At 71.6% G+C, this 24,838-nt stretch carries 22 protein-coding genes and 1 tRNA gene; 6 read left to right on the forward strand and 17 right to left on the reverse strand.

Annotated features, from left to right (window positions below; genetic code table 11):
- Window positions 1-76: 76 nt before the first annotated feature.
- The 9 genes from eno to IOE58_RS08545 all read right to left on the reverse strand — a co-directional run bounded on the left by eno (window position 77) and on the right by IOE58_RS08545 (window position 11,134).
- On the reverse strand, window positions 77-1,360 hold the full coding sequence (gene eno / locus IOE58_RS08505; RefSeq protein ID WP_193865976.1) for a phosphopyruvate hydratase: 1,284 nt from the start codon (window positions 1,358-1,360) through the stop codon (window positions 77-79).
- Between the two features lie 89 nt (window positions 1,361-1,449).
- Window positions 1,450-2,226: a MazG nucleotide pyrophosphohydrolase domain-containing protein gene (locus IOE58_RS08510; protein ID WP_348981928.1), complete on the reverse strand. Its 777-nt coding sequence runs from the start codon at window positions 2,224-2,226 to the stop codon at window positions 1,450-1,452.
- Window positions 2,223-5,816, reverse strand: a complete 3,594-nt coding sequence (mfd, locus tag IOE58_RS08515) for a transcription-repair coupling factor (protein ID WP_193865977.1) — start codon at window positions 5,814-5,816, stop codon at window positions 2,223-2,225. Before mfd ends, IOE58_RS08510 begins: the two co-directional genes overlap by 4 nt.
- Complete coding sequence (gene pth / locus IOE58_RS08520) at window positions 5,813-6,427, reverse strand: aminoacyl-tRNA hydrolase (RefSeq protein ID WP_193865978.1); 615 nt, start codon at window positions 6,425-6,427, stop codon at window positions 5,813-5,815. Before pth ends, mfd begins: the two co-directional genes overlap by 4 nt.
- 205 nt (window positions 6,428-6,632) lie before the next feature.
- Window positions 6,633-7,271, reverse strand: coding sequence for a 50S ribosomal protein L25/general stress protein Ctc (locus IOE58_RS08525; protein WP_193865979.1), 639 nt, complete (start codon window positions 7,269-7,271; stop codon window positions 6,633-6,635).
- A 437-nt stretch (window positions 7,272-7,708) separates the two neighbouring features.
- Window positions 7,709-8,119 carry a DoxX family protein gene (locus IOE58_RS08530; protein WP_193865980.1) on the reverse strand — a complete coding sequence of 137 codons (411 nt, stop codon included), beginning with the start codon at window positions 8,117-8,119 and terminating at the stop codon, window positions 7,709-7,711.
- A 398-nt stretch (window positions 8,120-8,517) separates the two neighbouring features.
- Complete coding sequence (locus IOE58_RS08535; RefSeq protein WP_193865981.1) at window positions 8,518-9,498, reverse strand: ribose-phosphate diphosphokinase; 981 nt, start codon at window positions 9,496-9,498, stop codon at window positions 8,518-8,520.
- Window positions 9,495-10,994: a bifunctional UDP-N-acetylglucosamine diphosphorylase/glucosamine-1-phosphate N-acetyltransferase GlmU gene (glmU, locus tag IOE58_RS08540; protein WP_193865982.1), complete on the reverse strand. Its 1,500-nt coding sequence runs from the start codon at window positions 10,992-10,994 to the stop codon at window positions 9,495-9,497. The genes IOE58_RS08535 and glmU overlap by 4 nt, the downstream gene beginning before the upstream one ends.
- A gap of 68 nt (window positions 10,995-11,062) precedes the next feature.
- Window positions 11,063-11,134 (reverse strand) — tRNA-Gln (locus IOE58_RS08545).
- An 83-nt stretch (window positions 11,135-11,217) separates the two neighbouring features.
- Between IOE58_RS08545 and IOE58_RS08550 the strand changes: the two genes are divergently transcribed.
- From IOE58_RS08550 to IOE58_RS08560, 3 genes are all read left to right on the forward strand, one after another.
- A complete protein-coding gene (locus IOE58_RS08550) occupies window positions 11,218-11,865 on the forward strand; it encodes a TetR/AcrR family transcriptional regulator (RefSeq protein ID WP_193865983.1) in 648 nt (215 codons plus the stop codon).
- Window positions 11,866-11,967: 102 nt separating this feature from the next.
- Window positions 11,968-12,504, forward strand: a complete 537-nt coding sequence (locus IOE58_RS08555) for a MarR family winged helix-turn-helix transcriptional regulator (protein WP_193865984.1) — start codon at window positions 11,968-11,970, stop codon at window positions 12,502-12,504.
- Between the two features lie 105 nt (window positions 12,505-12,609).
- Window positions 12,610-14,463 carry an ABC-F family ATP-binding cassette domain-containing protein gene (locus tag IOE58_RS08560; protein ID WP_193865985.1) on the forward strand — a complete coding sequence of 618 codons (1,854 nt, stop codon included), beginning with the start codon at window positions 12,610-12,612 and terminating at the stop codon, window positions 14,461-14,463.
- 25 nt (window positions 14,464-14,488) lie between these two features.
- Here IOE58_RS08560 and IOE58_RS08565 read toward each other — a convergent pair whose 3' ends face one another.
- Genes IOE58_RS08565 through IOE58_RS08575 form a run of 3 tightly spaced genes read right to left on the reverse strand, consistent with a single transcriptional unit; the run spans window position 14,489 to window position 17,285 of the window.
- On the reverse strand, window positions 14,489-15,424 hold the full coding sequence (locus IOE58_RS08565) for a 4-(cytidine 5'-diphospho)-2-C-methyl-D-erythritol kinase (protein ID WP_193865986.1): 936 nt from the start codon (window positions 15,422-15,424) through the stop codon (window positions 14,489-14,491).
- Window positions 15,421-16,347 (reverse strand): 16S rRNA (adenine(1518)-N(6)/adenine(1519)-N(6))-dimethyltransferase RsmA, encoded by a 927-nt coding sequence (gene rsmA / locus IOE58_RS08570; RefSeq protein ID WP_193865987.1) that lies wholly within the window; start codon window positions 16,345-16,347, stop codon window positions 15,421-15,423. The genes IOE58_RS08565 and rsmA overlap by 4 nt, the downstream gene beginning before the upstream one ends.
- On the reverse strand, window positions 16,344-17,285 hold the full coding sequence (locus IOE58_RS08575; protein WP_193865988.1) for a TatD family hydrolase: 942 nt from the start codon (window positions 17,283-17,285) through the stop codon (window positions 16,344-16,346). The genes rsmA and IOE58_RS08575 overlap by 4 nt, the downstream gene beginning before the upstream one ends.
- A gap of 275 nt (window positions 17,286-17,560) precedes the next feature.
- Between IOE58_RS08575 and rpmF the strand changes: the two genes are divergently transcribed.
- Complete coding sequence (rpmF, locus tag IOE58_RS08580) at window positions 17,561-17,731, forward strand: 50S ribosomal protein L32 (protein ID WP_193865989.1); 171 nt, start codon at window positions 17,561-17,563, stop codon at window positions 17,729-17,731.
- A gap of 86 nt (window positions 17,732-17,817) precedes the next feature.
- Here rpmF and rsmI read toward each other — a convergent pair whose 3' ends face one another.
- The gene (gene rsmI / locus IOE58_RS08585; RefSeq protein WP_193866068.1) at window positions 17,818-18,672 is read right to left on the reverse strand and encodes a 16S rRNA (cytidine(1402)-2'-O)-methyltransferase; all 855 of its coding nucleotides are present in this window, start codon (window positions 18,670-18,672) and stop codon (window positions 17,818-17,820) included.
- A 129-nt stretch (window positions 18,673-18,801) separates the two neighbouring features.
- Between rsmI and IOE58_RS08590 the strand changes: the two genes are divergently transcribed.
- Complete coding sequence (locus tag IOE58_RS08590) at window positions 18,802-20,445, forward strand: phospholipid carrier-dependent glycosyltransferase (RefSeq protein ID WP_193865990.1); 1,644 nt, start codon at window positions 18,802-18,804, stop codon at window positions 20,443-20,445.
- 50 nt (window positions 20,446-20,495) lie between these two features.
- A complete protein-coding gene (malQ, locus tag IOE58_RS08595) occupies window positions 20,496-22,616 on the forward strand; it encodes a 4-alpha-glucanotransferase (protein WP_193865991.1) in 2,121 nt (706 codons plus the stop codon).
- On the opposite strand, the gene IOE58_RS08600 is transcribed toward malQ, so the two are convergent.
- The 4 genes from IOE58_RS08600 to IOE58_RS08615 all read right to left on the reverse strand — a co-directional run bounded on the left by IOE58_RS08600 (window position 22,603) and on the right by IOE58_RS08615 (window position 24,796).
- The gene (locus tag IOE58_RS08600; protein WP_193865992.1) at window positions 22,603-23,076 is read right to left on the reverse strand and encodes an S-ribosylhomocysteine lyase; all 474 of its coding nucleotides are present in this window, start codon (window positions 23,074-23,076) and stop codon (window positions 22,603-22,605) included. The genes malQ and IOE58_RS08600 overlap by 14 nt on opposite strands.
- Before the next feature lie 71 nt (window positions 23,077-23,147).
- Entirely contained in the window at window positions 23,148-23,708 is a 561-nt protein-coding gene (locus IOE58_RS08605; RefSeq protein WP_193865993.1) for a LysR substrate-binding domain-containing protein, read from the reverse strand.
- 69 nt (window positions 23,709-23,777) lie between these two features.
- Complete coding sequence (locus tag IOE58_RS08610; protein WP_193865994.1) at window positions 23,778-24,545, reverse strand: alpha/beta fold hydrolase; 768 nt, start codon at window positions 24,543-24,545, stop codon at window positions 23,778-23,780.
- A 26-nt stretch (window positions 24,546-24,571) separates the two neighbouring features.
- Window positions 24,572-24,796, reverse strand: coding sequence for a hypothetical protein (locus tag IOE58_RS08615; protein ID WP_193865995.1), 225 nt, complete (start codon window positions 24,794-24,796; stop codon window positions 24,572-24,574).
- Between the last annotated feature and the right edge of the window lie 42 nt (window positions 24,797-24,838).

Here is a 24,838-nt window from a genome sequence, read left to right on the forward strand (position 1 = left end):
GGGGACGACGCGACCGGGCGCCTCGCGGATCGCGGGGCGCCCGGTCGTCTCGAAGTCATGCCCGCAGGATACGACCTCAGGCGGTGAAGCGCGGGAACGCGGCGGCGCCGGCGTACTTCGCGGCGCCCTCCAGCTCCTCCTCGATGCGCATCAGCTGGTTGTACTTGTTGACGCGCTCGCCACGGGCGGGGGCGCCCGACTTGATCTGGCCGCAGTTGGTGGCCACGGCGAGGTCGGCGATGATCGTGTCCTCGGTCTCACCGGAGCGGTGGGACATCATGCAGCGGAAGCCGCTGCGGTGGGCGAGGTCCACGGCGTCGAAGGTCTCGGACAGTGAGCCGATCTGGTTGACCTTCACCAGCAGGGCGTTGGCGGACTTCTCGAGGATTCCGCGACCCAGGCGCTCGGGATTGGTGACGAACAGGTCGTCGCCCACCAGCTGCACCTTGTCGCCGAGGCGCTCGGTCATGGCGTTCCAGCCCTCCCAGTCGTCCTCGTTCAGCGGGTCCTCGATGGAGACCAGCGGGTAGGAGGCGACCAGCTCGGCGTAGTACTCGATCATCTCGGTGGCGGACTTCTTCTCGCCCTCGAAGGTGTAGGAGCCGTCCTCGAAGAACTCCGAGGCGGCCACGTCCAGGGCCAGGGCGACGTCCGCACCGGCCTTGTAGCCGGCCTTCTCGATCGCCTCGACGATCAGGTCCAGGGCCTCGCGGTTGGAGCCCAGGTTCGGGGCGAATCCGCCCTCGTCGCCCAGGCCGGTGGCCAGGCCACGGTCCTTCAGCACGGCCTTGAGCGCGTGATAGACCTCAGCGCCCATGCGCACGGCCTCCTTGAAGGAGTCCGCGCCGATCGGGGCGATCATGAACTCCTGGATGTCGACGTTGGAGTCCGCGTGGGAACCGCCGTTGAGGATGTTCATCATCGGCACGGGCAGGATGTGGGCATTGGCGCCGCCCAGGTACTGGTAGAGGGGCACGCCGGCGGAATCGGCGCCGGCCTTGGCCACGGCCAGGGAGACGCCCAGGATGGCGTTGGCGCCCAGGGTGCCCTTGTTCTTCGAGCCGTCCAGCTCGATCATCGTGGAGTCGATCAGGCGCAGCTCCTGCACGTCCAGGCCCACCACCTTCGGGCCGATCTCCTCGATGACGGCGTCGACGGCCTGCTGCACGCCCTTGCCCAGGTAGCGGCCCTTGTCGCCGTCACGGCGCTCGACGGCCTCGAAGGCCCCGGTGGAGGCGCCGGAGGGGACCTCGGCGCGGGCGAAGGTGCCGTCGTCGAGCAGGACCTCGACCTCGACGGTGGGGTTGCCGCGGGAGTCCAGGATCTCGCGGGCGTGGACGGCATCGATGAAGGCTGCCATGTGCTGTTCCTTCCATAAGGGTGAGGATCGGTCACGGCCGGTCGGCGCTGACCGTCCACGCACCAGTCTAGGTGCACTCCCTCGGGACGTCAGAGGGATCGCGGATCATCCGCCGGTGCCGCGCCCTGGGCGCGCATGCGGGCCAGAAGTGACCTCAGGGCGCTCTCCGGGTCGATGTCGCGCGCCTCGGCGGCCACCCCCACATCCAGCAGGGCACGGCCGATGTCCCCGCCCCAGTCCTCGCGGTCCTCGGTGTCGACCTGATGGTCCGCGCTCTCCAGCAGCTCTTCGAGCCGGCCCGCGGAGCGCGCGCGATGGACAGCCTTGGCGGCTGTCTGCAGGGACGGCAGGCCGGCGGGGATGGAGTCGAACCAGCCCGTGCGCCTTCCACCGCTGGCCTCCTGCTCGGCGGCCTTGACGGCGTGCCACTGGGCGATGATCTCGTCCACGTCGGCGCGGTCGTGCAGGGCGCGATCGCGATCCTCGCCGAAGATGTGGGGGTTGCGCCGCTCCATCTTGGCGATGAAGGAGCGGGCCACATCGTCGACGTCCCACGCGGGGTCCTCGTCCTGCCCGATGCGGGCATGGAACAGGATCTGGAACAGCAGGTCGCCGAGCTCGTCCGTCAGCGCGGTGGAGCCGTGAGCCGCCGGGGTGTCGATCACCTCGAGCACCTCGTGGGTCTCCTCCAGCAGGTACCGGGCCAGGGAGGCGTGGGTCTGCCGGTGCGTCCACGCGTCGCCATCGGGCGCGCGCAGCGCCTCCATCACTTCGACCGCACGCAGCAGGGCGGTTCCGCGCGGCGAAGGGAGGGACTCGTCGGATGCCGGATGGTCCTCGGCGGGCAGCTGGTCGGAGGGGGTCACGAGGCCGAGGCTACCGAGGCGGGGACCAGGGTGCGCAGCACCGCCCGTGCCCAGTCCAGCAGTTCGTGGTCGCGCAGCTCGGTGCCGCCCACGCGCGCGGTGGTGGGACGCGGCACCAGCACCTGTCGGGTGGCGGGCTTGAGCACGGTGCCCGGGTACAGGCGCTTGATCCGCAGCGCGGCGGAGTCCGGCACCTCCAGGTGTGCGAAGCGGATCATCTTGCCCTGGGCCTGGACCTCCTCGACACCGGCGGCGCGGGCGTCGATCCGGAAGCGGGCCACGTCCAGCAGCACCTCAACCGGGGCCGGCGGGGCACCGTAGCGATCGGTGAGCTCGGCCCGCACCTGCTCGATCTCCTCGACCTCCCGCACGGCGGAGAGCTTCGAGTACGCCTCCAGCCGCAGCCGTTCGGAGCCGATGTAGTCGTGCGGGATGTGGGCGTCCAGCGGGAGCTCCACCCGGATCTCCTTCTCGGGGGCGCCGCCCTCGCCGCGGAAGGCGGCCACGGCCTCGCCGACCATCCGCACGTACAGGTCGAAGCCCACCCCGGCGATGTGCCCGGACTGCTCTCCGCCCAGCAGGTTGCCCGCACCGCGGATCTCCAGATCCTTCATGGCCACCTGCATGCCGGCGCCCAGGTCCGTGTTGGTGGCCAGGGTGGTCAGCCGGTCGTGCGCGGTCTCGGTCAGCGGCCTGGAGCCGTCGTAGAGGAAGTAGGCGTAGGCGCGCTCGGAGGAGCGCCCCACCCGGCCTCGCAGCTGGTGCAGCTGGCTGAGACCGAACTTGTCGGCGTTCTCCACGATCAAGGTGTTGGCGTTGGCGATGTCCAGGCCGGTCTCGACGATGGTGGTGCACACCAGCACGTCGAACTCCTTCTCCCAGAAGTCGATGATCACCCGTTCCAGCTGGTGCTCGTTCATCTTGCCGTGCGCCACCTGCACGCGGGCATCGGGCACCAGCTCGCGCAGGTGCTGGGCCGTGCGGTCGATGTCCTCCACCCGGTTGTGGATGTAGAACACCTGGCCGTCCCGCAGCAGCTCGCGGCGGATCGCGGCGGTGACCTGCTTGTCGTCCTGGACCCCGACGTAGGTGAGCACGGGATGGCGCTCCTCCGGCGGGGTGGCCAGGATCGACATCTCGCGGATGCCGGTGACGGCCATCTCCAGGGTGCGCGGGATCGGGGTGGCGCTCATGGCCAGCACGTCCACGTTCGTGCGCAGGGCCTTCAGGGTCTCCTTGTGCTCCACGCCGAAGCGCTGCTCCTCGTCGACGATCAGCAGGCCCAGGTCCTTGAACCGCACCTGCCCGGTCAGCAGACGGTGGGTGCCGATCACCACGTCGACGCTGCCGTCGGCGATGCCGTCGATGGTGGCCTGGGAGTCGGCCGGGGACTGGAAGCGGGACAGGCCCCGCACGGTGACGGGAAAGCCGGTGTACCGCTCGGTGAAGGTGTCCAGGTGCTGCTGGGCCAGCAGCGTCGTGGGGGCCAGCACGGCGACCTGCTTGCCGTCCTGGACGGCCTTGAAGGCCGCGCGCACGGCGATCTCGGTCTTGCCGTAGCCGACGTCGCCCAGGATCAGGCGGTCCATGGGGACGGGCTTCTCCATGTCGGCCTTGACGTCGTCGATGGTGACGAGCTGGTCCGGGGTCTCCGCGAACTCGAAGGCGTCCTCGAGCTCCCGCTGCCAGGGGGTGTCCGGGGCGAAGGAGTGCCCGGGCGCGGACTGCCGCGCCGAGTACAGGCGCACCAGCTCGTCGGCGATCTCGCGGATGGCCTTGCGGGCGCGGGACTTGGTCTTGGCCCAATCCGCCCCGCCCATGCGGTTGATCGACGGCTCCTCGCCGCCCACGTACTTGGTGACCTGGTCGAGCTGGTCGCTGGGCACGTAGAGCCGGTCCCCGGGCTGCCCCTTCTTGGAGGCCGCGTACTCGATGACCAGGTACTCGCGGGTGGTGCGCTTCGCTCCCGCACCCACGGTGCGGCTGGTCATCTCCACGAAGCGACCCACGCCATGGTGGGCGTGGACCACGTGGTCCCCGGGCCGCAGCTGCAGGGGGTCCACCACGTTGCGGCGGCGGGTGGGCATCTTGCGCTCCTCGCCGCGACGGGCACCGGACTTGCCGGTCAGGTCCCGCTCCGAGGCGAGGATGATCTTGGCCGTCTCGTCGACCAGGCCCGCGGGGAAGGGACCGACGGTGACCACGGCCTCGCCGGGGACCACCGGTGCGTCGAGACGCTCCGCGTACACGGCGGGAAGCCCCTCGGCACGCAGGTTCTCCACGGCGTGACGGGCACCGCCCGGGCCCATCATGGTGGCGATCACGGACCAGCCCTCGCGGCGCCGCGCCTCGAGGTCCTTGGCGGCGTCCCCGGGCTTGCCGGAGTAGCCGGGGTGCGTGGTGGCCCTGGCGGTGACGTCCACATCGGTCTCGAGTCCGAAGGCGGCCAGGGTGAACCAGGGGCGGCCGCCCTTCCGCGCACGCTCGACGGCCTCGGCCAGCGGAACGAAGCTGGCATCGCCCACGTCGATGGGCAGCCCTCCCCCGGTGGCCGCGCTGGACCAGGCCGCGGCGAGGAACTCCTCGGTGGTGGAGACCAGCTCGTTCGCACGGCTGCGCACCTTCTCCGGCTCCAGCACCAGGAACCGGGCGCCGGCGGGCAGGACGTCGGAGACCTGCTCCATCTGCTCCACCAGCACGGGGCTGAGGGACTCCATGCCCTCGGCGGCGATGCCCGCGGCGATGCGCAGCAGGATCTCGCGGGCGCCGGGGAGCTGTTCGGCCATGGCCCGGGCGCGCTCGCGCACCTGCGGGGTCAGCAGGATCTCGCGGCAGGGCGGGGCGTCCAGTCCGTGGGGCACGACCTCCAGGGAGCGCTGGTCGGCGACGGAGAAGTACCGCACTTCGTCGATCTCGTCGCCGAACAGGTCCACCCGCACCGGATGGGGCTCGGTCGGCGGGAACACGTCCAGGATGCCGCCGCGCACGGCGAACTCCCCGCGCTTCTCCACCATGTCCACGCGCGCGTAGGCAGCGTCCGCCAGGGCCTGCACCAGGTCATCCAGGGGGTACTCGTCACCGGTGCGGGCGCGGACGGGCATCAGGTCGCCCAGACCCGTGGCGATCGGCTGCAGCAGGGTGCGCACGGGCATCAGCAGCACGTGCACGGGCTGCTCCGTCTCGGGGTGCGCGATGCGGCGCAGAGTGGCCAGGCGGCGGGCCACGGTGTCGGCTCGGGGCGAGAGCTTCTCGTGCGGGAGGGTCTCCCAGGCGGGCAGCTCCGCCAGGTGGTCAGTGCCCACCAGGCAGCTCAGGGCGGAGCGGATGTCCTCCGCCGAGCGGGTGGTGGGAGTGATCACGACCAGCGGGTGCTGGGCATCGGCGCGGCGCGCGAGATCTGCCACGGCGAAGGGGAACAGCCCCGTCGCCGCGACGATGCTGCCGCCCTCCCCGGTCTCGGAGCCCTCCTCGACGAGGGCGCGGATGGCGGTGAGGTCATCCCCCTGCGCGATGTGCTCGAGCAGCGGGCCCAGAGGGGCACGCCGCGCAGGGGCATCGGCAGGGTTGCGGCGGGCGGTGTCGGTGCTCATCGGGCCTCCCGGGAGTGGAAGTGCTGCTGGGCGGGAGCGAGGCCCTCGAGGACCAGCGCCTCCACCGCATCGGCGGCATCGGAGATCAGCAGCTCGAGGGTGCGCCGCTCGGTGCTGGAGAAGGGTGCCAGGACGTGATCGGCGGTGTCGCGACTGCCCGGTGGACGGCCCACGCCCACCCGGACGCGGAGGTAGTCCTTGGTGCCCAGCGCCTTGGAGATGTCGCGCAGGCCGTTGTGGCCGCCCTCCCCGCCGCCGCGCTTGAGGCGGATGGCGTCGAAGGGGATGTCCACCTCGTCGTGCACGACGACGACGCGCTCCGGGGGCACGTCGTAGTAGGCGGCCAGCGCCTTCACGGGGCCCCCGGAGACGTTCATGTAGGTGGTGGTCTTGGCCAGGACCACGCGCTCGTCGGCGCCGGGGATGCCCAGCCGCCCCTCGAGCACCACGGCCTGGGCGCGACGCGCCGCCCCGAAGCGCCCACCAGCGGCCTGCGCGATGTGGTCCACCACCATCTGGCCGACGTTGTGGCGGGTGGCGGCGTACTTCGGCCCGGGGTTGCCCAGGCCCACCACCAGGTGGGTGCCGCTGAGGCGATCGGCCGAGTTCATGCACAGCTCCTTGGGGCGATGAGCGATGGGCGGGGGATGCGGCGGAATGCGGCCGCAGGGCGATATGCGCACCAGGGCGGCATGCGCACCAGGGCGGCATGCGCGCGGAGGCAGCACAGGGCCCCCGCAACGGTACCGGGGCGCCGCGCTCATGCGCGACGCCCCGGCGGCGTGTGTGAGGAACCGAGCGCGCGCCCGGTCCGGGTCACTCCTCCTCGGAGGCCTCCTCGGACTCCTCGCCCTCGGCGCCCTCGGACTCCTCGCCCTCGGTGCCCTCGGCGTCCTCGTCCTCGGTCTCCTCTTCCTCGGCGCGCGGGATGGACACGGCCACGACCAGCAGCTCGGCGTCGGTGACCAGATCGGAGCCCGCGGGAAGGGTGACGTCGCCGGCGAAGAGCTGGTAGCCCTCCTCGGTGCCCTCGACGTCGACCTCGATCTGCTCCGGGACGTTCATCGCGTCGGCGGAGAGGGTGAGGGTCTGAGCGTCGACCACGGCGATGGCCGGCGGGACCGGCTCACCGGTCAGGACCACGGGGATGTCGACCTCGACCTTCTCGCCCCTGCGGACCACGATGAGGTCCAGGTGGGTGATCAGGCGCTTGAGCGGGTGGCGCTGGATGTCCTTGATCAGGGCCAACTTGGTCTCGCCACCGGGCAGGGCCAGCTCGATCAGGGCGTTGGGGTTGCGAGCCAGCAGCGCGGTCTCGTGACCGGGCAGGACCAGGTGGGTGGGATCCTCGCCGTGGCCGTACAGGACCGCGGGGATCTTGTCCTCGCGACGGATGCGGCGGGCGGCGCCCTTGCCGAACTCCTCGCGGAGCTCGATGTTCAGCTTCTCAGCCATGGGTTCTCCTCGGCGGTGGTGGGCCATCTCGGTTCTCGACGGCGAGAACGCGACGGCGCACGGACCGGCAGCCCAGGCATCCGCACCGCGTCGATCACGGAGCGGGCTGGCCCGCTCCCTCGCCGAAGTACCCGGTCACCCTATCCCGTCCGGGCCGGCCATGGGAGATGGCCATGGGCCGCCGCCCTGCGATCTTGCTCACCGGGAACGGCGAAGCAGCGTGGAGGACGACACAGGCCAGCGGGAGACGACGGCGCAGGAGCACGGGCGACAACGGCACCGGCCCGCGGGAGACGACGGCGCAGGACCGCAGGAGGCAACGGCACAGGCCAGCGGGAGATAACTGCGCAGGGCCACGGGAGACGGCGGAAGCGGCGGAGCCGGGTGGCTCCACCGCTTCCTGGTGGTGTGGTCGCGCTGTGGCGATGCTCAGAGGATCACTTGCGCGAGAGGAGGTAGTCCAGGGAGTAGCGGCCGGGGCCGGTCAGGAACAGGGTCACGCCCGGGACGAAGTAGTACAGCGAGGACTCGAAGGCGATGCCGCCGTGCTCGCCGATCCACCCGCCGGGGATGTTGAACAGGACGATGATGAAGACGAACATCAGCGCCATCAGGAAGGCGCAGATGCGGGTCATCAGGCCGAAGGCGAGGACGAAGCCCAGCAGCAGCTGGCCGGCCACGACCATGAAGCCGAACAGGGCGGGGGCGATGCTGCCGACGGGGGCCTCCGACATCATGCCGACGAAGCCGGAGTACCCGGTGGCCTTGGCCCAGCCGTGGAAGAAGAGGAGGAGCATCCCGAGACGAAGCACCAGCAGACCGGCGTCCTTCAGGGCCGGGTTCTCCATGAAGTCCAGGGTGATGAACCGGACCAGCGGGTTGCGGGAGCGGGTGGTGTCCGCGGTGGTGCGGGGGTATCGGTGGCGACGGCGGGAGTAGACATGTCGTCCTCGTCCTTGCTGTGGGGAGTTATCGGGAAGTCAGAGGAGTCCTGCTGACACCGAGAATTCTTCCGGCCGAGATTTTGTCAGGAAGGGACAAACGTCCGTGCGGAGCACTTCTCGAGAAGGTGATCCATTGCACGTCGTCTCGGTCAGGATCGGGCACCAGCGAGTCTCGCCCGCAGCGCTGCACGGCGCGACACGCGAGGGCGACGACGGCGAATCCCCCGATCTCCACCGGGGGCGGCGGGATTCGGGGGATTCGGCGTCGAGCCCGGCGGCGTGTCGCGCAGTGCCGTGGAGGCTCAGACCTCACCGTCGAAGAGGCTGGTCACCGAGCCGTCGTCGAACACGGCGCGGATGGCGCGGGCGATCAGCGGGGCGATCGACAGCTGGGTGAGTCGGTCGAACTGCTTCTCCTCCGGGATCGGCAGGGTGTTGGTGCACACCACCTCCCGCACGGAGCTGTTCTTCAAGCGCTCCGTGGCGGGTGCGGAGAGGATGCCGTGGGTGGTGGCGATGACCACCGAGTCCGCACCGTGGCCCATCAGGGCATCGGCGGCCTGGACGATGGTGCCGCCGGTGTCGACCATGTCGTCCACCAGGATGCAGGTCTTCCCGGAGACCTCGCCGATCACGCGCTTGGCCACGGCCTGGTTGGGCCGGTTGATGTCGCGGGACTTGTGGATGAACGCCAGGCCCACGCCGCCCAGCTTCTTGGCCCACTGCTCGGCCACGCGGATGCGGCCGGCATCCGGGGAGACCACCACGACGTCCTCCTGGCCGTACTTGCCGGCCACGTAGTCGGCGAGGATCGGCAGGGCCATCAGGTGATCCACCGGACGGTCGAAGTACCCCTGCACCTGCGGGGCGTGCAGGTCTACGGAGATCATCCGGTCGATACCGGCGGTCTGGTACAGATCGGCCACCAGACGGGCGGAGATCGGCTCGCGGCCGCGGTGCTTCTTGTCCTGCCGGGCGTAGGGGAAGCTGGGGGCGATCGCGGTGATGCGCTTGGCGGAGGCCCGCTTGAGCGCGTCGATCATGATCAGGTGCTCCATCAGCCAGGTGTTGATGGGGGCGGGGTGGGACTGCAGAACGAACGCATCGGTGCCGCGCACGGACTCGCCGTAGCGCACGTAGATCTCGCCGTTGGCGAAGTCCCAGGCGTCCATCGGGAGCACCTCGACGCCGAGCTCCTCGGAGACCTGCTGGGCCAGTTCGGGGTGAGCCCGGCCGGTGGCGAGCACCAGGCGCTTCTCTCCGGTGGTGACGATTCCGCTCATCGCTGCAGGTGCTCCTTGTTGTCGTCGGCGTCCGGCCCGGCGGTTGACTCGGCCCCGGGCCCGCTCTGGGCGGCCAGGGCCGCGCGTGCCGCGTCCTCGGCCGCCGTCCCGGCACGTCGTCTCAGGGTCCATCCTTCCACGTTCCGCTGCGCCACCGCGTTCACGGCCAGCGCCCCGGGCGGTACGTCCTTGCGCACCACGGTGCCCGCCCCGGTGGCCGCACCGTCCCCGATGGCGACGGGTGCGACGAGCACGCTGTCGGAGCCGACGCGCACGTGCTTGCCCACCGTGGTGCGGTGCTTCTTCTGGCCGTCGTAGTTGGCAAAGATCGTGGCGGCACCGATGTTGGTGCCCTCCCCGATCTCGGCATCACCGACGTAGCTCAGGTGCGGCACCTTGGCGTCCTCGCCGATCTGGGCGTTCTTGGTCTCCACGAACCCGCCGATCTTGCCGCGGGCACCCAGGGCGGTGCCGGGCCGCAGGTACGTGAAGGGGCCCACGGTGGCCTCCGGTCCGATCACGGCGAGCACGGAGTGGGTGCGCACCACCTCGGCGCGGGCACCCACCTCGGTGTCGCGCAGTGTGCAGTCGGGGCCGATCACGGCGTCCTCACCGATGTCGGTGGCGCCGTGCAACTGCACGCCCGGCAGGATCACGGCATCGGTGCCGATGGAGACATCGGCGTCGATCCAGGTGGTGGAGGGGTCCACGATGGTGACCCCTGCCCGCATGTGGCGCTCCAGGATGCGGCGGTTCATCTCCGCGCCGAGCTGGGCGAGCTGCACGCGGTCGTTGGCGCCCTCGACCATCATGGCGTCCTCGGTGACCATGGCCCGAACGGTCCGGCCGTCGGAGCGCGCGATGCCCAGAACGTCGGTGAGGTACATCTCGCCCTGGGCGTTGTCGGTGCCGATGCGCCCCAGGGCATCCCGCAGCACCTGCAGGTCGAAGGCGTAGATGCCGGAGTTGATCTCGTCGATCCCGCGTTGGGACTCGGTGGCGTCCTTGTGCTCGACGATGCCGACCACCTCGGTGCCGTCGTCGCTGCGCAGGATGCGGCCGTACCCGGTGGGATCGGCCACCCGGGCGCTGAGCACGGTGACCGCGGCGCCGGCCTGCTCATGCGCGGCGACCAGCTCGCGCAGGGTGCCGGCCTCCAGCAGCGGGACGTCCCCGTAGGTGACCAGGACCGTACCGGAGGAGGCGCTGACCTTCTCCAGCCCGCACTGGACGGCGCGGCCCGTGCCGGGGATCTCGTCCTGATCGGCGATGGTGACCTCGGGCGCATGGTCGGCCAGGTGCTGGATCAGCCGCTCGCGCTCGTGGCGCACCACCACCACCAGCTCGGCGGGACCGGTCCCCTCGGCGGCGGTGATGGCGTGCCCCAGCAGGGACCGGCCACCGATCGGGTGCAGCACCTTGGGGGTGCGGGACTTCATGCGGGTCCCGGCCCCGGCGGCCAGGACGACGACTGCGGCGGGCGCGGAGGTTTCCACGTCGGCGGCTCCTCGGATCGACAACGGGTGTCTGGCCACCGCACTGCGCAGAACAGCGTCGATGGTCGTTCCGCCATCAGGACTCGAACCTGAAACATCAGAACCAAAATCTGAGGTGTTGCCGATTACACCATGGCGGATCCGCTCCCTCGGTGACCGCCGACGGGAAGCACCGCCACCGGCCGGGACGCGTGCCCGATCCTATCCGTGGGAGACTCCGGGCATGTCCCAGACGGATGCACCACGGACCCGCTCCGCCCGGATGACGGGCCGGGAGCGCCGCGAGCAGCTGGTGGCCGTGGGTCGTCGTCTCTTCGCCGAGAAGGGCTACGACGCCACCAGCGTGGAGGAGATCGCCGCGCGCGCGAAGGTGTCCAAGCCGCTCGTGTACGAGCACTTCGGGGGCAAGGAGGGGCTGTACGCGGTGGTGGTGGACCGCGAGATCGCCACCCTGCTGGCGGTGCTGGAGGAATCCCTGAAGGACCAGCGCATCCACCCCCGGCTGCTGATGGAGCAGGCGGCCATGGCGTTCCTGTCCTACATCGACGAGCACGAGGACGGCTTCCGGATCCTGGTGCGCGACTCCCCCGTCTCCCAGAGCGGGGGCACCTTCTCGGCCCTGCTGACGGATGTGGTCCGGCGCACCGAGCACATCCTGGTGGCCCAGTTCAAGCTGCGCGCCTATCCCACGCGCGATGCGCCGCTGTACGCGCAGATGCTGGTGGGGATGGTCGCGTACACCGGGCAGTGGTGGCTGGAGACCCGCAGCCCCGCCAAGGAGGTGGTCGCCGCTCGCATGGTCAATCTCTCCTGGCACGGACTGGGGGCGCTCGAGAAGAAGCCGGAGCTCGGGCGGCGGCCCGCGGGCTGAGCAGGCGGCGCGCGGGCTGAGCAGGCGGCGCGCCTGGGGCCGCCGCAGGGCAGCTCATCGAGCACGGCGGCACGCACGAGTCGGCCCCTCTAGACTCGATCCATGACCTCCTCGTCCTCCCCCGCCCCCGATGCCGGTCGTGACGAGGTCGACCGCATCATCGCGGGCTGGCGCCGGGCGCGCGCGGATCTCGACACCGCCCCCCTGGGCGTGTTCTCGCGCATCTCCCGGCTGGCACGCCTGCTGGAGGCGGCGCGCCGCGAGGCGTTCTCCGGGGCCGGGCTGGAGGGCTGGGAGTTCGACATGCTCTCGGCGCTGCGGCGCAGCGGGGAGGATGCGCTGTCCCCCGGGGCACTGGCCCAGCAGACCCTGGTCACCAGCGGCACCATGACCACCCGGCTCGACAAGCTCAGCGCCCGCGGGCTGGTGAGCCGCTCACGCAGCCCGCACGACGGCCGCGCGGTGGAGGTGCGACTGCTGCCCGAGGGCATCACCCGCATCGACGCCGCCATGGAGCGCCTGCTGACGGCGGAGGACTCCCTGCTGGAGCCCCTGGACGCCCAGGAGCGCGAGGTGCTGGCCTCGATGCTGCGCACCCTGGCCCTCGGCTTCGAACCTGCGGACGAGGACGGGGCCTGATCCGCACCTCCCGACCCCCGGGGTGCTGCATCGCTGGTGGCCCGCCCCGCACCGGTCGCCCCTCCATCCGATCACCACGAACGCCCCCACGAAAGAAGCTCCTGCATGGCCCACCTGCTCGGCGCCCAGTCCCTCCACGTCGCCCTGCCCGACCGCGTGCTGCTGGACTCCATCACCCTGGGCATCGACGCGGGCGACCGGATCGGCGTGGTGGGTCGCAACGGGGACGGCAAGTCGACCCTGCTGCGGCTGCTGGCCCGCCAGACCGAACCCCATGCGGGCCGTGTCACGGTGCGGGGCGGCGTCCGGGTGGGAGTGCTCGATCAGCGCGACGAGGCCACCGCCGGTGCCACCGTGCGCGAGCGCGTGGTGGGCGATCGGCCCGAGCACGAATGGGCCTCCGACCCGCGGATCCGCGACGTGCTGGGCGGCCTGCTGGGAGGCATCGACCTGGAGGAGCAGCTTCCCTCCCTCTCGGGCGGCCAGCTGCGGCGAGTACACCTGGCCGCCCTGCTGGTGGGCGACTGGGACGTGCTGCTGCTGGATGAGCCCACCAACCATCTTGATGTGGAGGGCATCGCGTGGCTCGCCCAGCACCTGCGTGGACGCTGGCCCCGCGGTGCGGGGGGCCTGGTGGTCATCACCCACGACCGCTGGTTCCTCGACGAGGTGTGCACGCGCATGTGGGAGGTGCACGACGGGGTGGTGGAGCCCTTCGAGGGCGGGTACGCCGCCTACGTTCTGCAGCGCGTGGAGCGCGACCGCCAGGCCGCCGCCGTCGAGGCCAAGCGGCAGAACCTGATGCGCAAGGAGCTGGCGTGGCTGCGGCGCGGCGCACCGGCGCGCACCTCCAAGCCCAAGTTCCGCATCGACGCCGCCAATGAGCTGATCGCCGGAGAGCCCCCGGTGCGCGACACCGTGGAGCTGACCCGCCTGGCCACCTCACGCCTGGGTCGTGACGTTCTGGACCTGCTGGACGTGGACGCCGGCTACAACGGCACCCCGGTGCTCCAGGACGTCACCGTGCACATCGGTCCCGCCGACCGCATCGGCGTGCTCGGCCCCAACGGAGCCGGCAAGTCGACCCTGCTGGCCCTGATCACCGGGGACCTGGAGCCGATGGCCGGTCGCGTCAAGCGCGGGAAGACAGTGACCGTCAGGCAGGTCTCCCAGCGCCTGACCGGACTGGAAGAGCTGGGCGAGCAGAGGATCAGCGACGTCGTGGGCCGCTACCGCACCAGCTACACGGCGGGGAAGGACGAGGTGAGCCCCGGCCAGCTCCTGGAGCGCCTGGGCTTCACCGCTGCCCATCAGAAGGTGCAGGTCAAGGAGCTCAGCGGCGGGCAGCAGCGGCGGCTGGACCTGCTGCTGACCCTGCTGGAGGAGCCCAACGTGCTGGTCCTGGACGAGCCCACCAACGACATGGACACCGACATGCTGGCGGCGATGGAGGACCTGCTGGACACCTGGTCCGGTCCGCTGATCGTGGTCTCCCACGACCGCTACCTGCTCGAGCGCGTCACCGACTCCCAGTACGCAGTGCTCGAGGGCACGGTTCGCCACCTCCCCGGCGGAGTGGACCAGTACCTGCGGGTGCGAGCCGAGTCCGAGCGGACAGCCGCATCGGGGGCCCGTCCCGGTGCCGCTGCGGGGGCACCGGGCATCGGCGGTCCCGGCGCGACCGGGTCCGGGGCGGGCGGTGCGGAGGCCGCCGGTGCGGGCACGGGCGGCCTGACCGGAGCGGAGCGCCGCAGCGCGGAGAAGGAGATGGGTTCGCTGGAGCGGAAGGTCGCGAAGCTGCGCAAGGACGCCGAGGCGGCACGGCAGGCGATGGCCGAGGTGGACCCCTCCGACTACCAGGAGCTGTCGCGGCGGATGGAGAAGGTGCGCGCCGCGGACGCAGAGGCCGACGAGCTCGAGGAGCGCTGGCTGGAGCTGTCCCTCGAGCTCGAGAGCTGAGAGCCGCCCGGGCGCTGACGCCCGCTCAGTCGACCGCGACGATCCTTGCGCCGTACGGGCTGCTGCGGGTGAGGGTGCACTCCAGGTCGCCGCGGTCCTCCCTCACGCGGGCGGAGACCTCCTCCCCGTGCTGCGCATCGCGCACCAGGGCGGCCAGCGTGGGGCCGGAGCCCGAGACGATCGCGCCCAGGGCACCGTGCTCGCGCAGCGCGCTCAGGATCTCCTGCAGGTCGGGCCGCAGATGGACCGCGGGCTCGTGCAGTTCGTTGGCCAGGCTGCGTGCGATCGCCTCCCGGTCCCCGGCGGCCAGCGCCGCGAGCTGGTGCTGGTCCGCCCGGGGAGTTCGGGGAGGCTGCGCATCGGCCTGTGCGGCAAGGGCGTCGAAGGCGCGGAACACCTCGGGGGTGGCCAGGTGCCCGCCCGGTGCGCACAGCAGCCAGGTGAGCGGTGCCGGTGCCGGCACCCGCTGCAGCTGGTCGCCGTTGCCGGTGCCCAGCGCGGTGCCCCCGAGGACGGCGAAGGGCACGTCCGCGCCGAGTCCGGCCCCCAGCAGCATCAGCTCCCGGTCGCTCAGCCCCAGCTGCCAGAGCCGGTTCAGGGCCACCAGCGCTGCGGCCGCGTCGGCCGATCCGCCGCCCATACCGCCGGCGACGGGGACCCGCTTGGTGATGTGCAGGGCCGCTCCCTGCGTCGTGCCCGTCTCGGCGCGCAGCAGAGCGGCCGCGCGCAGGGCCAGGTTGGTGGCGTCCACCGGCACGTCCCCGCGCACCCGGGAGTCGACCGTGAGGGTGAGGGCGCCGGGAACCTGGGGCAGGCGGGCCTCGACGGTCTCCAGCAGGTCGACGGCCTGGAACACGGTGGCCAGGGCGTGGTAGCCGCGCTCATCGGCGGCGCCCACGCGCAGGGAGAGGTTGATCTTGCCGGGCGCGGTGGCGACCACCCGCTGCGGTGCCCCGCTCATGACCGCCCCTCCTCGCTCTCCTCGCTCCCGCCCGCGTCCGCGCGGGCACGGGCGATCGCGAGGTAGTCGGCGATCTCAAGGGTCTCGCCGCGACGGCCGGGGTCAATGCCGGCGGCCTCGAGGATCTGCCCTGCCCGGGGTGCGCTGCCGGCCCAGGTGGCCAGGGCCGCGCGCAGGGTCTTGCGGCGCTGAGCGAAGGCGGCATCGATCACCGCGAAGGTGCCGCGGCGCTCGGTCTCGGTGCCCATCGGGCTGCCGTGCCGGGTGACCTCCACCAGGGCGGAGTCCACGTTGGGGACGGGCCAGAACACCTGACGGGAGATCTGGCCTGCCCGCTGCACGCTGCCGTACCAGGCGGCCTTCACGCTGGGCGCTCCGTAGGTGCGGGAACCGGGGCCGGCGGCGAGACGGTCCACCACCTCGGACTGCACCATCACCAGCGCGGTGCGAAGGCTCTCGAAGCGCTGCAGATGGGTGAGCAGGATGGGGGTGGCCACGTTGTAGGGCAGGTTGGCCACCAGGCGGGTGGGGAGGCGGTCCGGAGCTCCCTGACCGGGCAGGCGGGGCAGCTCGGTGACCTGGAGGGCGTCGGCGTGGACCAGGGTCCAGCGCTCCTGGGGCACCCCGCGGGCGGTGAGGGTGGCCGGCAGCAGCTCGGCCAGGCCCCGGTCGATCTCGATCGCGGCCACATCGGCCCCGGCCTCGAGCAGCCCCAGGGTCAGCGAGCCCAGGCCGGGCCCGACCTCGAGGACGGCCTCCCCGGGCTGGACACCGGCCCGCTCGACGATGGTGCGCACCGTATTGGGGTCCACCACGAAGTTCTGACCGCGCTGCTTGGAAGGGTGGATCCCGGCGAAGGCCGCCAGCTCCCGCACGTCCCGCGGGGTGAGCAGCAGTCCCTCGGACCCATCGGTGGGCCTCATGCCGCAGGCCATCCGTAGACCTCGCGGGTGGTACGCCTCACCCGCCGGCAGGTCTCCTCGAGGCCCACCCCGGCGGACTCGGCGATCTGCGCCATGGTCAGCGGTACCAGGTAGGACGAGTTGGGGCGGCCACGATAGGGCATGGGGGTGAGGAAGGGGGCGTCGGTCTCCACCATCACTCGGTCGATGCCCACCTCGGCCAGCGCTGAGCGCAGGTGCTCGGCGTTCTTGAAGGTGACGTTGCCGGCGAAGGAGAGGTAGAAGCCGCGGTCGACGCAGGCTCGTGCGAACTCGGCATCCCCGGAGAAGCAGTGCAGCACGGTCCGCTCGGGGGCGCCGTCGGCATCCAGCACCTCCAGCACGTCGCGGTGCGCCTCACGATCGTGGATCTGCATCGGCAGGCCCATCTCCTTGGCCAGGGCGATGTGGGCGCGGAACGCCTCGACCTGGGCGGTACGGGCCTGCTCGTCCTTGCGGGAGGTGCGGAACCAGTCCAGGCCCGTCTCCCCCACCGTGACCATGCCGTCGGTGCGGATCAGCTGGGCGACCTCGGCGATCGCCTCGTCCAGCGCGATCATCGGCTCGCCGTCGTGGTCGTGACCGCGGGCGTGCAGGGCCGCCTCGTTGGGGTGCACGGCCACGCCGCCACGCAGCGATGCGGGCCGATCGGGATCGGCCATCAGTCGGGCGGTCCAGCGGGCGGCCGCCAGGTCGGAGCCGATCGTGATCATCCCGTCGACCCCCACCCGGGCCGCGCGCTCGACGTGGTCGGGGACCAAGAGCTCCTGGTCCCCGTCGGCGAAGTCGAGGTGGCAGTGGTTGTCGATTACCGGCAGCGGCAGCGGCTCGGGGATCGGCGGCCAGGAGCGGTCGCGGGAACGGGGGCGGGGATCGAGGTCCTCGCGTCGGCGCACAGGGGATGGGGATGCGTCGGGCATGATGACCATCGTAGGTTCCGCCGGGACCGCGGATGTCCGTTTCCGTGGCAGCGGGGGCGCCCGCGCGACCCAGTGAGCACGCCACGGCCCGCAGCACCCGCGGCGGCGGTGGCAGAGGTCACCCGCCGCGGCGGTGCCGCCCGGCGCACGGCTGTGGCAGAATGATCGGTCGTTGCGTGTCCCTCTGCGCGCCTGCTCGGCTGATCACGGCCGCGGGCCGTCCTCGCGGGGGATGCGGGCTGCAGACCATCCTCCGGACCGTCAAGGAGCGTCCCATGGCAGTGCCCAAGTTCAAGATGTCCCGGGCTCGCACCCGGTCCCGCCGCGCGAACTGGAAGGCGTCCAACGCCGACCTCGTGCAGGTCACCGTTCGCGGTCGCACCGCTGCGGTGCCGCGTCGCCTGGCCAAGGCCTACCAGCGCGGCCTGATCCAGATCGACGACTGATCATCCCGGCCGATCACGGCCCGCAGGCACCGCGCCTGCCGCAGAACCGCTCAAGAGCCCCGGCCTCGGCCGGGGCTCTTGTGCATTCACTCGCGTCGAGCAGCCAGGGCCAGGTCGTACAGCTCTCGGGCGGTGACGCCCTGGCTGGTGCGGGCCACGGCCTTGGCCGCGTCCTTCAGTCGCTCCCCCGCCTGCGCTCTGTCCAGCACCTCCTCGAGCAGGTCCTCCGCGCTGGCGGCTCGTGGCGCGGCTCCGGCCACCACGATCACGATCTCCCCCAGCACCTCGGTTCCCTCGGCCCACGCCGCGAGCTCGGCGAGACTGCCCCGCAGCACCTCTTCGTGGGTCTTGGTGAGCTCCCGGGCCACGGCTGCTTCCCTGTCGGGCCCGAAGACCTCCCGCATCGCCGCGAGGGTGACGGCGGTGCGCCGGGGGGACTCGAAGAACACCAGGGTGCGCGCCTCGTGCGCGAGCAGTTCGAAGGCGGCGGCGCGCCTGCTGTCGCGGCGGGGAGGGAAGCCCTCGAAGCTGAACCGGTCCGGGGCGATCCCGGAGGCGGCCAGGGCGGTGAGCACGGCCGAGGGCCCGGGGATCACCGTGGTCTCGTACCCGGCCTCGGCAGCAGCGCGCACGGCCCGGAACCCGGGGTCGGAGACCACGGGCATGCCGGCGTCGGTGACGATCAGGACCCGCTGCCCGCCCGCCAGCGCCTCCAGCAGGCGGGGGGTGCGCTCGGCCTCGTTGTGCTCGTGGTAAGACAGCACGGTCGCGCGGAGGGTCACCTCGAGGTCGGCGGCCAGGCGCGCCAGGCGCCGAGTGTCCTCCGCCGCGATGAGATCAGCCTGCTCGAGTGCGCGCACCAGCCGCACCGAGGCGTCCAGGGGGTTGCCGATGGGGGTGGCGGCGAGCGTGAGGACACCGGGTGCGAGCATGCCGGCCATGGTAGTCATGCGGTGCGGTCCGGACCCTCTGCTCCCCCTCCCGGGCCGGACGCGCCCCTGCCGCGGGTGCGCCGGGTGCGCGAAGTCGGGATCGGCCGGGCGGGTGCTGGGATGACCTAGCATGACCGGGTGCACACCCAGGAGCGGGCGCGGCCGCGCAGCGTCGCCGAGGTCGAGACGGACGCCGTGCTCGACTCCTACCGCTCCCGGCTCAAGGTCATGGACCTTCCCTTCTCGCGGCTCGCATGGGCCTCAGCTCTGGCGGTGTTCGCCCTCGCGCTGGTCCTGCGGCTGTGGGGGCTGGGCGGCATCGCCGAGCTGATCTTCGACGAGACCTACTACGTCAAGGACGGCTACACCCTCACCCAGGAGGGCGTGGAGATGTCCTGGCCCGACGAGCACGACCCGGTGTTCGAGGGCGGGGAGGTGGACACCTACGAGGACCGCGGCGCCTATGTAGTCCATCCCAGTGTGGGCAAGTGGGTGATCGGGGCCGGGATGCTGCTGCTGGGTGCCGACAATCCCTGGGGATGGCGGATCTCGGTGGCGGTGCTGGGGTCGCTGAGCGTGCTGATGCTGGCCCGCATCGGCCGCCGCCTGTTCCGCTCCACCACGGTGGGTCTGATCGCCGGGCTGCTGCTGGCCATCGACGGGATGCACCTGGTGCACTCCCGCACCAGCCTGCTGGACCTGCTGCTGATGTTCTTCGCGCTGGCCGGCTTCGGGGCGCTGCTGATCGACAGGGACCGATTCCGCGAGCGCCTGGCCCTGCACGCCGCCCGCCTGCACCTGGCCGCGGTGGATCCGGCCCCGACCGAGCACGTCACCGGGTCGCGCCCCCTCCCCCATCCGGGCGCCGTCTTCCATGCGGGGTGGAGGCCGTGGCGGCTCGCAGCCGGTGCCCTGCTGGGACTGGCCTGCTCGGTGAAATGGTCGGGCATCTACTTCCTGGCGGTGGTCGGCATCATGACGGTGCTCTGGGACTGGTGGGCACGCCGCGCTGCCGCACAGCGCCGCTGGGCCTGGGTGGGCCTGGTGCGCGATGCGATCCCGGCGTTCTTCGCGATGGTGGGCACCGCGCTGGTCGTGTACGTGGCCTCCTGGGCGGGCTGGTTCGCCAGCGACAAGGGCTACTACCGCACCTGGGCGCAGGACGAGGGGCACGCCACCGGGTTCGGACCGCTGGATGCGCTGCTGTCCCTGTGGCACTACCACCGCCAGGCCTACGACTTCCACATCGGCCTGGACTCGGAGCACCCCTACATGGCTCAGCCGTGGGGATGGCCGCTGATGCTGCGCCCCACGAACTTCTACTACCGCGCCTACGAGTACGGGGAGCACGGCTGCGAGGTCGCACGCTGCTCCGCCCACATCCTCTCCGTGGGCAATCCGCTGATCTGGTGGCTGGGCTCGCTCGCGGTGCTCGTGTCGGTGACGCTCGCGGTGCGGTTCCACGACGGCCGCGCCTGGGCCGCGCTGTCCGGCATCGCGGGCGGCTACCTGCCGTGGCTGATGTACACCGACCGCACCATCTTCACGTTCTACGCGGTGGTGTTCGAGCCGTGGCTGGTGCTGTGCCTGGCGTACGTGCTGGGGCTGGTGATCGGCCCACGTGATGCTGATCCCGATCGGCGACTGGCCGGCGGGCTGTTCGTCGGGAGCCTGCTGACCCTGACGGTGCTGGTCTCGGCATTCTTCTGGCCGGTGTGGACCGGGGACGTGATCGACACCGAGCAGTGGCGGTGGCGCATATGGCTGCCCGGCTGGAGCTGAGCACCCGGGGGTGAGCTGAGGTCCCGGTGCGGGCCGTTACGATTGTGCGCATGGCTCTGGACTCCATCGCCCTGCGTGAATTCGCCCGCGACCTCGGCATCGGCACCGAGTACTGGGGGTTCGACGGCACCCAGAAGAACGTCTCCGACGGCACTCTGCGCAAGGTGATCGCAGCCCTCGGCCACGCCGTCGACAGCGACGAGGACCTCGCCGCCGTGCGGGCCGAGCGGGAGCGCGAGCCGTGGCGCCGCACCCTTCCCCCCGTCACCGTGCTGCGCGAGGACCACGAATCCAGCATCCCCGTGCACGTGGACCACGGGACCCCCGTCTCGGTGCATCTGCGGCTGGAGAGCGGCGGCCGGTGGGACCTGCACCAGATGGACGACTTCACCCCGCCGTTCGACCTGGGCGGCCGTCAGCTTGGCCGCGCCCGCTTCCACCTGCCGGCCGGCCTGCCGCTGGGCTGGCATCGGGCGGTCGCCGAGACCTCCACCGGGGCCCACGAGGCCGACGTGGTGGTCACCCCGGCGCGGCTGCGGGTCCACGAGCAGCTCGGCGCCCGACGGGCCTACGGCCTGCAGGCGCAGCTGTACTCGGTGCGCTCTGACCGCTCCTGGGGCATCGGCGACCTGGGTGACATGCGCGACCTGGCCGCGATCAGCGCCGCCCGCCACGGCGCGGACTTCCTGCTGGTCAACCCGCTGCACGCCTCCTATCCGACCGCTCCCGTGGAGCCCTCCCCGTACCTGCCGGTGACCCGCCGCTTCATGAGCCCGCTGTACCTGCGGATCGAGGACGTGCCGGAGCTGCGGGACCTTCCCCCCTACGCCCGGCAGCGGATCTCCCTGCTGCGCACGACGGTGCAGGCATGGAACGAGCGCACCGATCGCCTGGAGCGCGACGAGGTGCTCACCGCCAAGATGGAGGCGCTGGAGGAGCTGTACGCGGTGCCGCGCACCGCGGGCCGCCAGGCGCTGTTCGAGGCCTACCGCCGCCGTGAGGGCCAGGGGCTGGAGGACTTCGCCACCTGGTCGGCGATCGCCGAGAAGCTGCGCGGAGAGCAGGACGCGGCGCTGAAGGACCTCGATGACCGCACCGTCGAGCAGGCCCGCACGGAGCTGGCCGATCGCATCGAGTTCCACGCCTGGGTGCAGTGGCTGCTGGACGAGCAGCAGTCCGCTGCGCAGACTGCCGCTCTCGATGCCGGCATGCGGATCGGCGTCATGCACGACCTCGCCGTGGGCGTGGAGCAGGTGGGAGCCGACTCCTGGCGCCTGCGGCACGCCCTGGCCTCCGGCGTGGGCGTGGGTGCCCCGGCCGACCAGTACAACCAGCAGGGCCAGAACTGGGACCAGCCGCCGTGGCACCCGGAGGGCCTGCGCGATGCCTCCTACCGCCCGTGGCGGGACATGCTGCGCTCACTGATGCGGCACGCCGGTGCCCTGCGCATCGACCACGTGCTGGGCCTGTTCCGACTGTGGTGGATCCCCGAGGGGAACATCGCAGCCGACGGCGCCTACGTGTTCTACGACCACGACGCCATGGTGGGCATCCTGGCCCTGGAGGCGCACCGCTCGAACACCCTGGTGGTGGGCGAGGACCTGGGCACCTTCGAGCCGTGGGTGCGCGACTACCTCAGCGACCGCGGCATCCTGGGCACCTCGATCCTGTGGTTCGAGTACGACCACGAGGGCAAGCCGCTGCCGCCGGAGGACTACCGCGAGCTGTGCATGGCCTCGGTCAACACCCATGATCTGCCACCGACCGCCGGCTACCTTGCCGGGGACCACGTGACGCTGCGCCACCAGCTGGGCCTGCTGGAGCGGGACCTGGAGGAGGAGCAGACGGCCGATGCCGCCGGCCGCGAGGAGGTGCTGGACGCGCTGAGGGACGAGGGCCTGCTCCAGCCCGGTGCCGACATCGAGGACACCGTGATTGCCCTGCATCGCCACCTGGCGCGCACGCCCTCCCTGCTGCTGGGCGTGTCCCTGGTGGACTGCGTGGGCGAGCGGCGGATCCAGAACCAGCCTGGCACCGACGAGGAGTACCCGAACTGGCGGATCCCCCTGGCCGATGCCCAGCTGCATCCGGTCACCATCGACGACCTGGCCACCGATGCGCGCACGGAGCGTCTGCTGAGCGCGGTGCGGGACGCACTCAGCTCGCGCTGACCTGACCCCACTGCTCACGCGCGTCGAGGAAGGCGCGAGCGGCGGACTGGGCGCCCTCCAGGGTGTGGTGGGCGCCCCAGCCGCACTGGACCTCGTTGGCGGCGGGCACCTCATCGGCCTCGACCAGGTCGCGCAGGGTGGCCTCCAGCACGGGCGCGAAGCCCTCGGCGGTGTGATCACCGATCAGCAGCACGTAGAAGCCGGTGCGGCAGCCCATCGGGGACACGTCGATCACCTGGTCGGAGTGGTTGCGCATGTGCTCGGCCATCATGTGCTCGAGCGAGTGCACGGCCTCGGAGTCCAGGTGCTCGATGTTGGGCTGGGTGAAGCGCACGTCGAACTTGGTCAGCACGTCCCCGCCGGGCAGCTCCTTGCGGTCGGCGATGCGCAGGTAGGGGGCGGCCACAGTGCGATGGTCCAGGTTGAAGCTCTCCACGTTCATGCGGGGCTGCTCGGTCACGGTGTGTCTCCTTCGGTCGGGTTTGTCGGTGATGGGGTCCGCGTCGGGTGCGGGGCCGGGACGCGGCTGGGTCAGCGGGAGGAGCGGGGGGTGCGCCCGCGGACCACGCCCACGAACGCCTGCCGCAGCTCGTCGTCGTCATCCCGGGGCCACACCAGCACGATCCTGGTGGGCTCCGCCCCCCGCAGGGGCCGGTGCGCCACGTCCTTGCGGTGGTGCAGCCGGGCCAGGGACAGCGGCATCCGCGCATAGCCGACTCCGGTGGCTGCCACGGCGACCCGGTCTGCGGCATCGTCGGCGTGCTGGGCGGGGATCTCGGTCTCGTCGCCGAGGTCAGCGGCGGTGACCTCGGCGAGCACGGTGAGCACGTGATCGGTGTTGATCACGACGACGGGCTGCTCCTCCCAGAGAGGGACCGCGTGCAGGGTGTCCCGCGCCGGGCGGTCCGAGGGCAGGGGGTCGCGCGCGAAGCACATGTCCACCTCACCATCGGCGATCACCTCATCCTGCTGGGACTGCGGCACGGGCACCAGTTCGAGCCGCGCTGCCCGCCGACCCTGCTTCCAGCGCTGGAGGAAGCGGTCCGGCTCGACGCCGGGCACGAAGCCGACACGCAGGGTGGGGTGGATCATGGAACCAGGGTAGGCGGTCGCGTGCTCGGAGCCCGCTGGGGCGGGGCACCGCATCCGGTCCGTTCGCCGTCAGGCGCGAGCGAGCACCCGCAGCAGATCAGCGGTGAAGCGTTCGGGCCGGTTCAGGTTCACCAGGTGCGTGCCGTACGGCAGCACTTCGAGCCGTCCGTGCCGCGCCGCCGCCGTGAAGGCCCTCTCCTGGATCCGCAGCTGGTCGAAGCGGCCGTGCAGGAACGTCACCGGCACCTGGATCCGTCCCAGGTCCCGACGCAGGTCCAGGGAGGCCACGGCGCGGAAGGCCGGGCCGACGACCTCCGCTCCTGCGCGCCCACCGCGCAGGTAGGCGCGAGCCCCCTCGCGGCCCAGCAGCAGGCGGAACAGGGACGAGCTGCCGTCGGGCCCGCCCGGGAGCCGGTCGCTCAGCGTCACCAGGCCGCCGTACAGTCGGGCCGTCCACGGGCCCGGCTGCACCGCTGCGCCGCACACGGTGAGGGAGGCCAGGGGCAGGGACACCGTGGCGGCGGTGTGGATCGCGAGCATGCCGCCGAGGGAGGAGCCGACGAGATGGACGCGGGCGGTCCCGTCGGCACCGGGCGGGCCGTGCTGATCCTGGACACCTGGGGGTCGGCGGGCGAGGTCGGCCGCCGTCCGCACCGCCGCTGTGATCGCGTCGATCGCACCGGCGAGGGTGAAGGGCTCGGTGCGCCGGGCGCCGTGACCGGGGAGGTCCGGCGCCACCACCGTGTACCCGGCGGCCAGCAGGGAGGGCACCTGGGGGTCCCATTGGCTGGCGGAGGTCCGGGTGCCGTGCACCAGCACGACGGCGTGAGGGCTCATGGGTCCATTGTCCCCTCGCCCTCTCCCTACCCCCTGACGGCGTTTGTCACGATCCAGTAGGTGCGCACACTGAGCGAGAAGTCCAGCAGGGCCCGGTGGGTGGGGGCGTGCTCGGATCGCACGATCGCGAGCCGCTGGGGCAGGCCCGCCGCATCCAGGCAGAAGAACACGATGGTGACGAAGGTGGCCGCCAGCAGGCCCCGACCGCGCCCACGGAGGAGACGGCACTGTTGAGCAGTCCGAACAGGCATCGCACTTCTTTCCCCCGGGGCATCGAGCTTCGCAGGAGCGCG

The sequence above is a fragment of the Brachybacterium epidermidis genome (assembly GCF_015209585.1).
Classification (GTDB): Bacteria; Actinomycetota; Actinomycetes; order Actinomycetales; family Dermabacteraceae; genus Brachybacterium; species Brachybacterium epidermidis.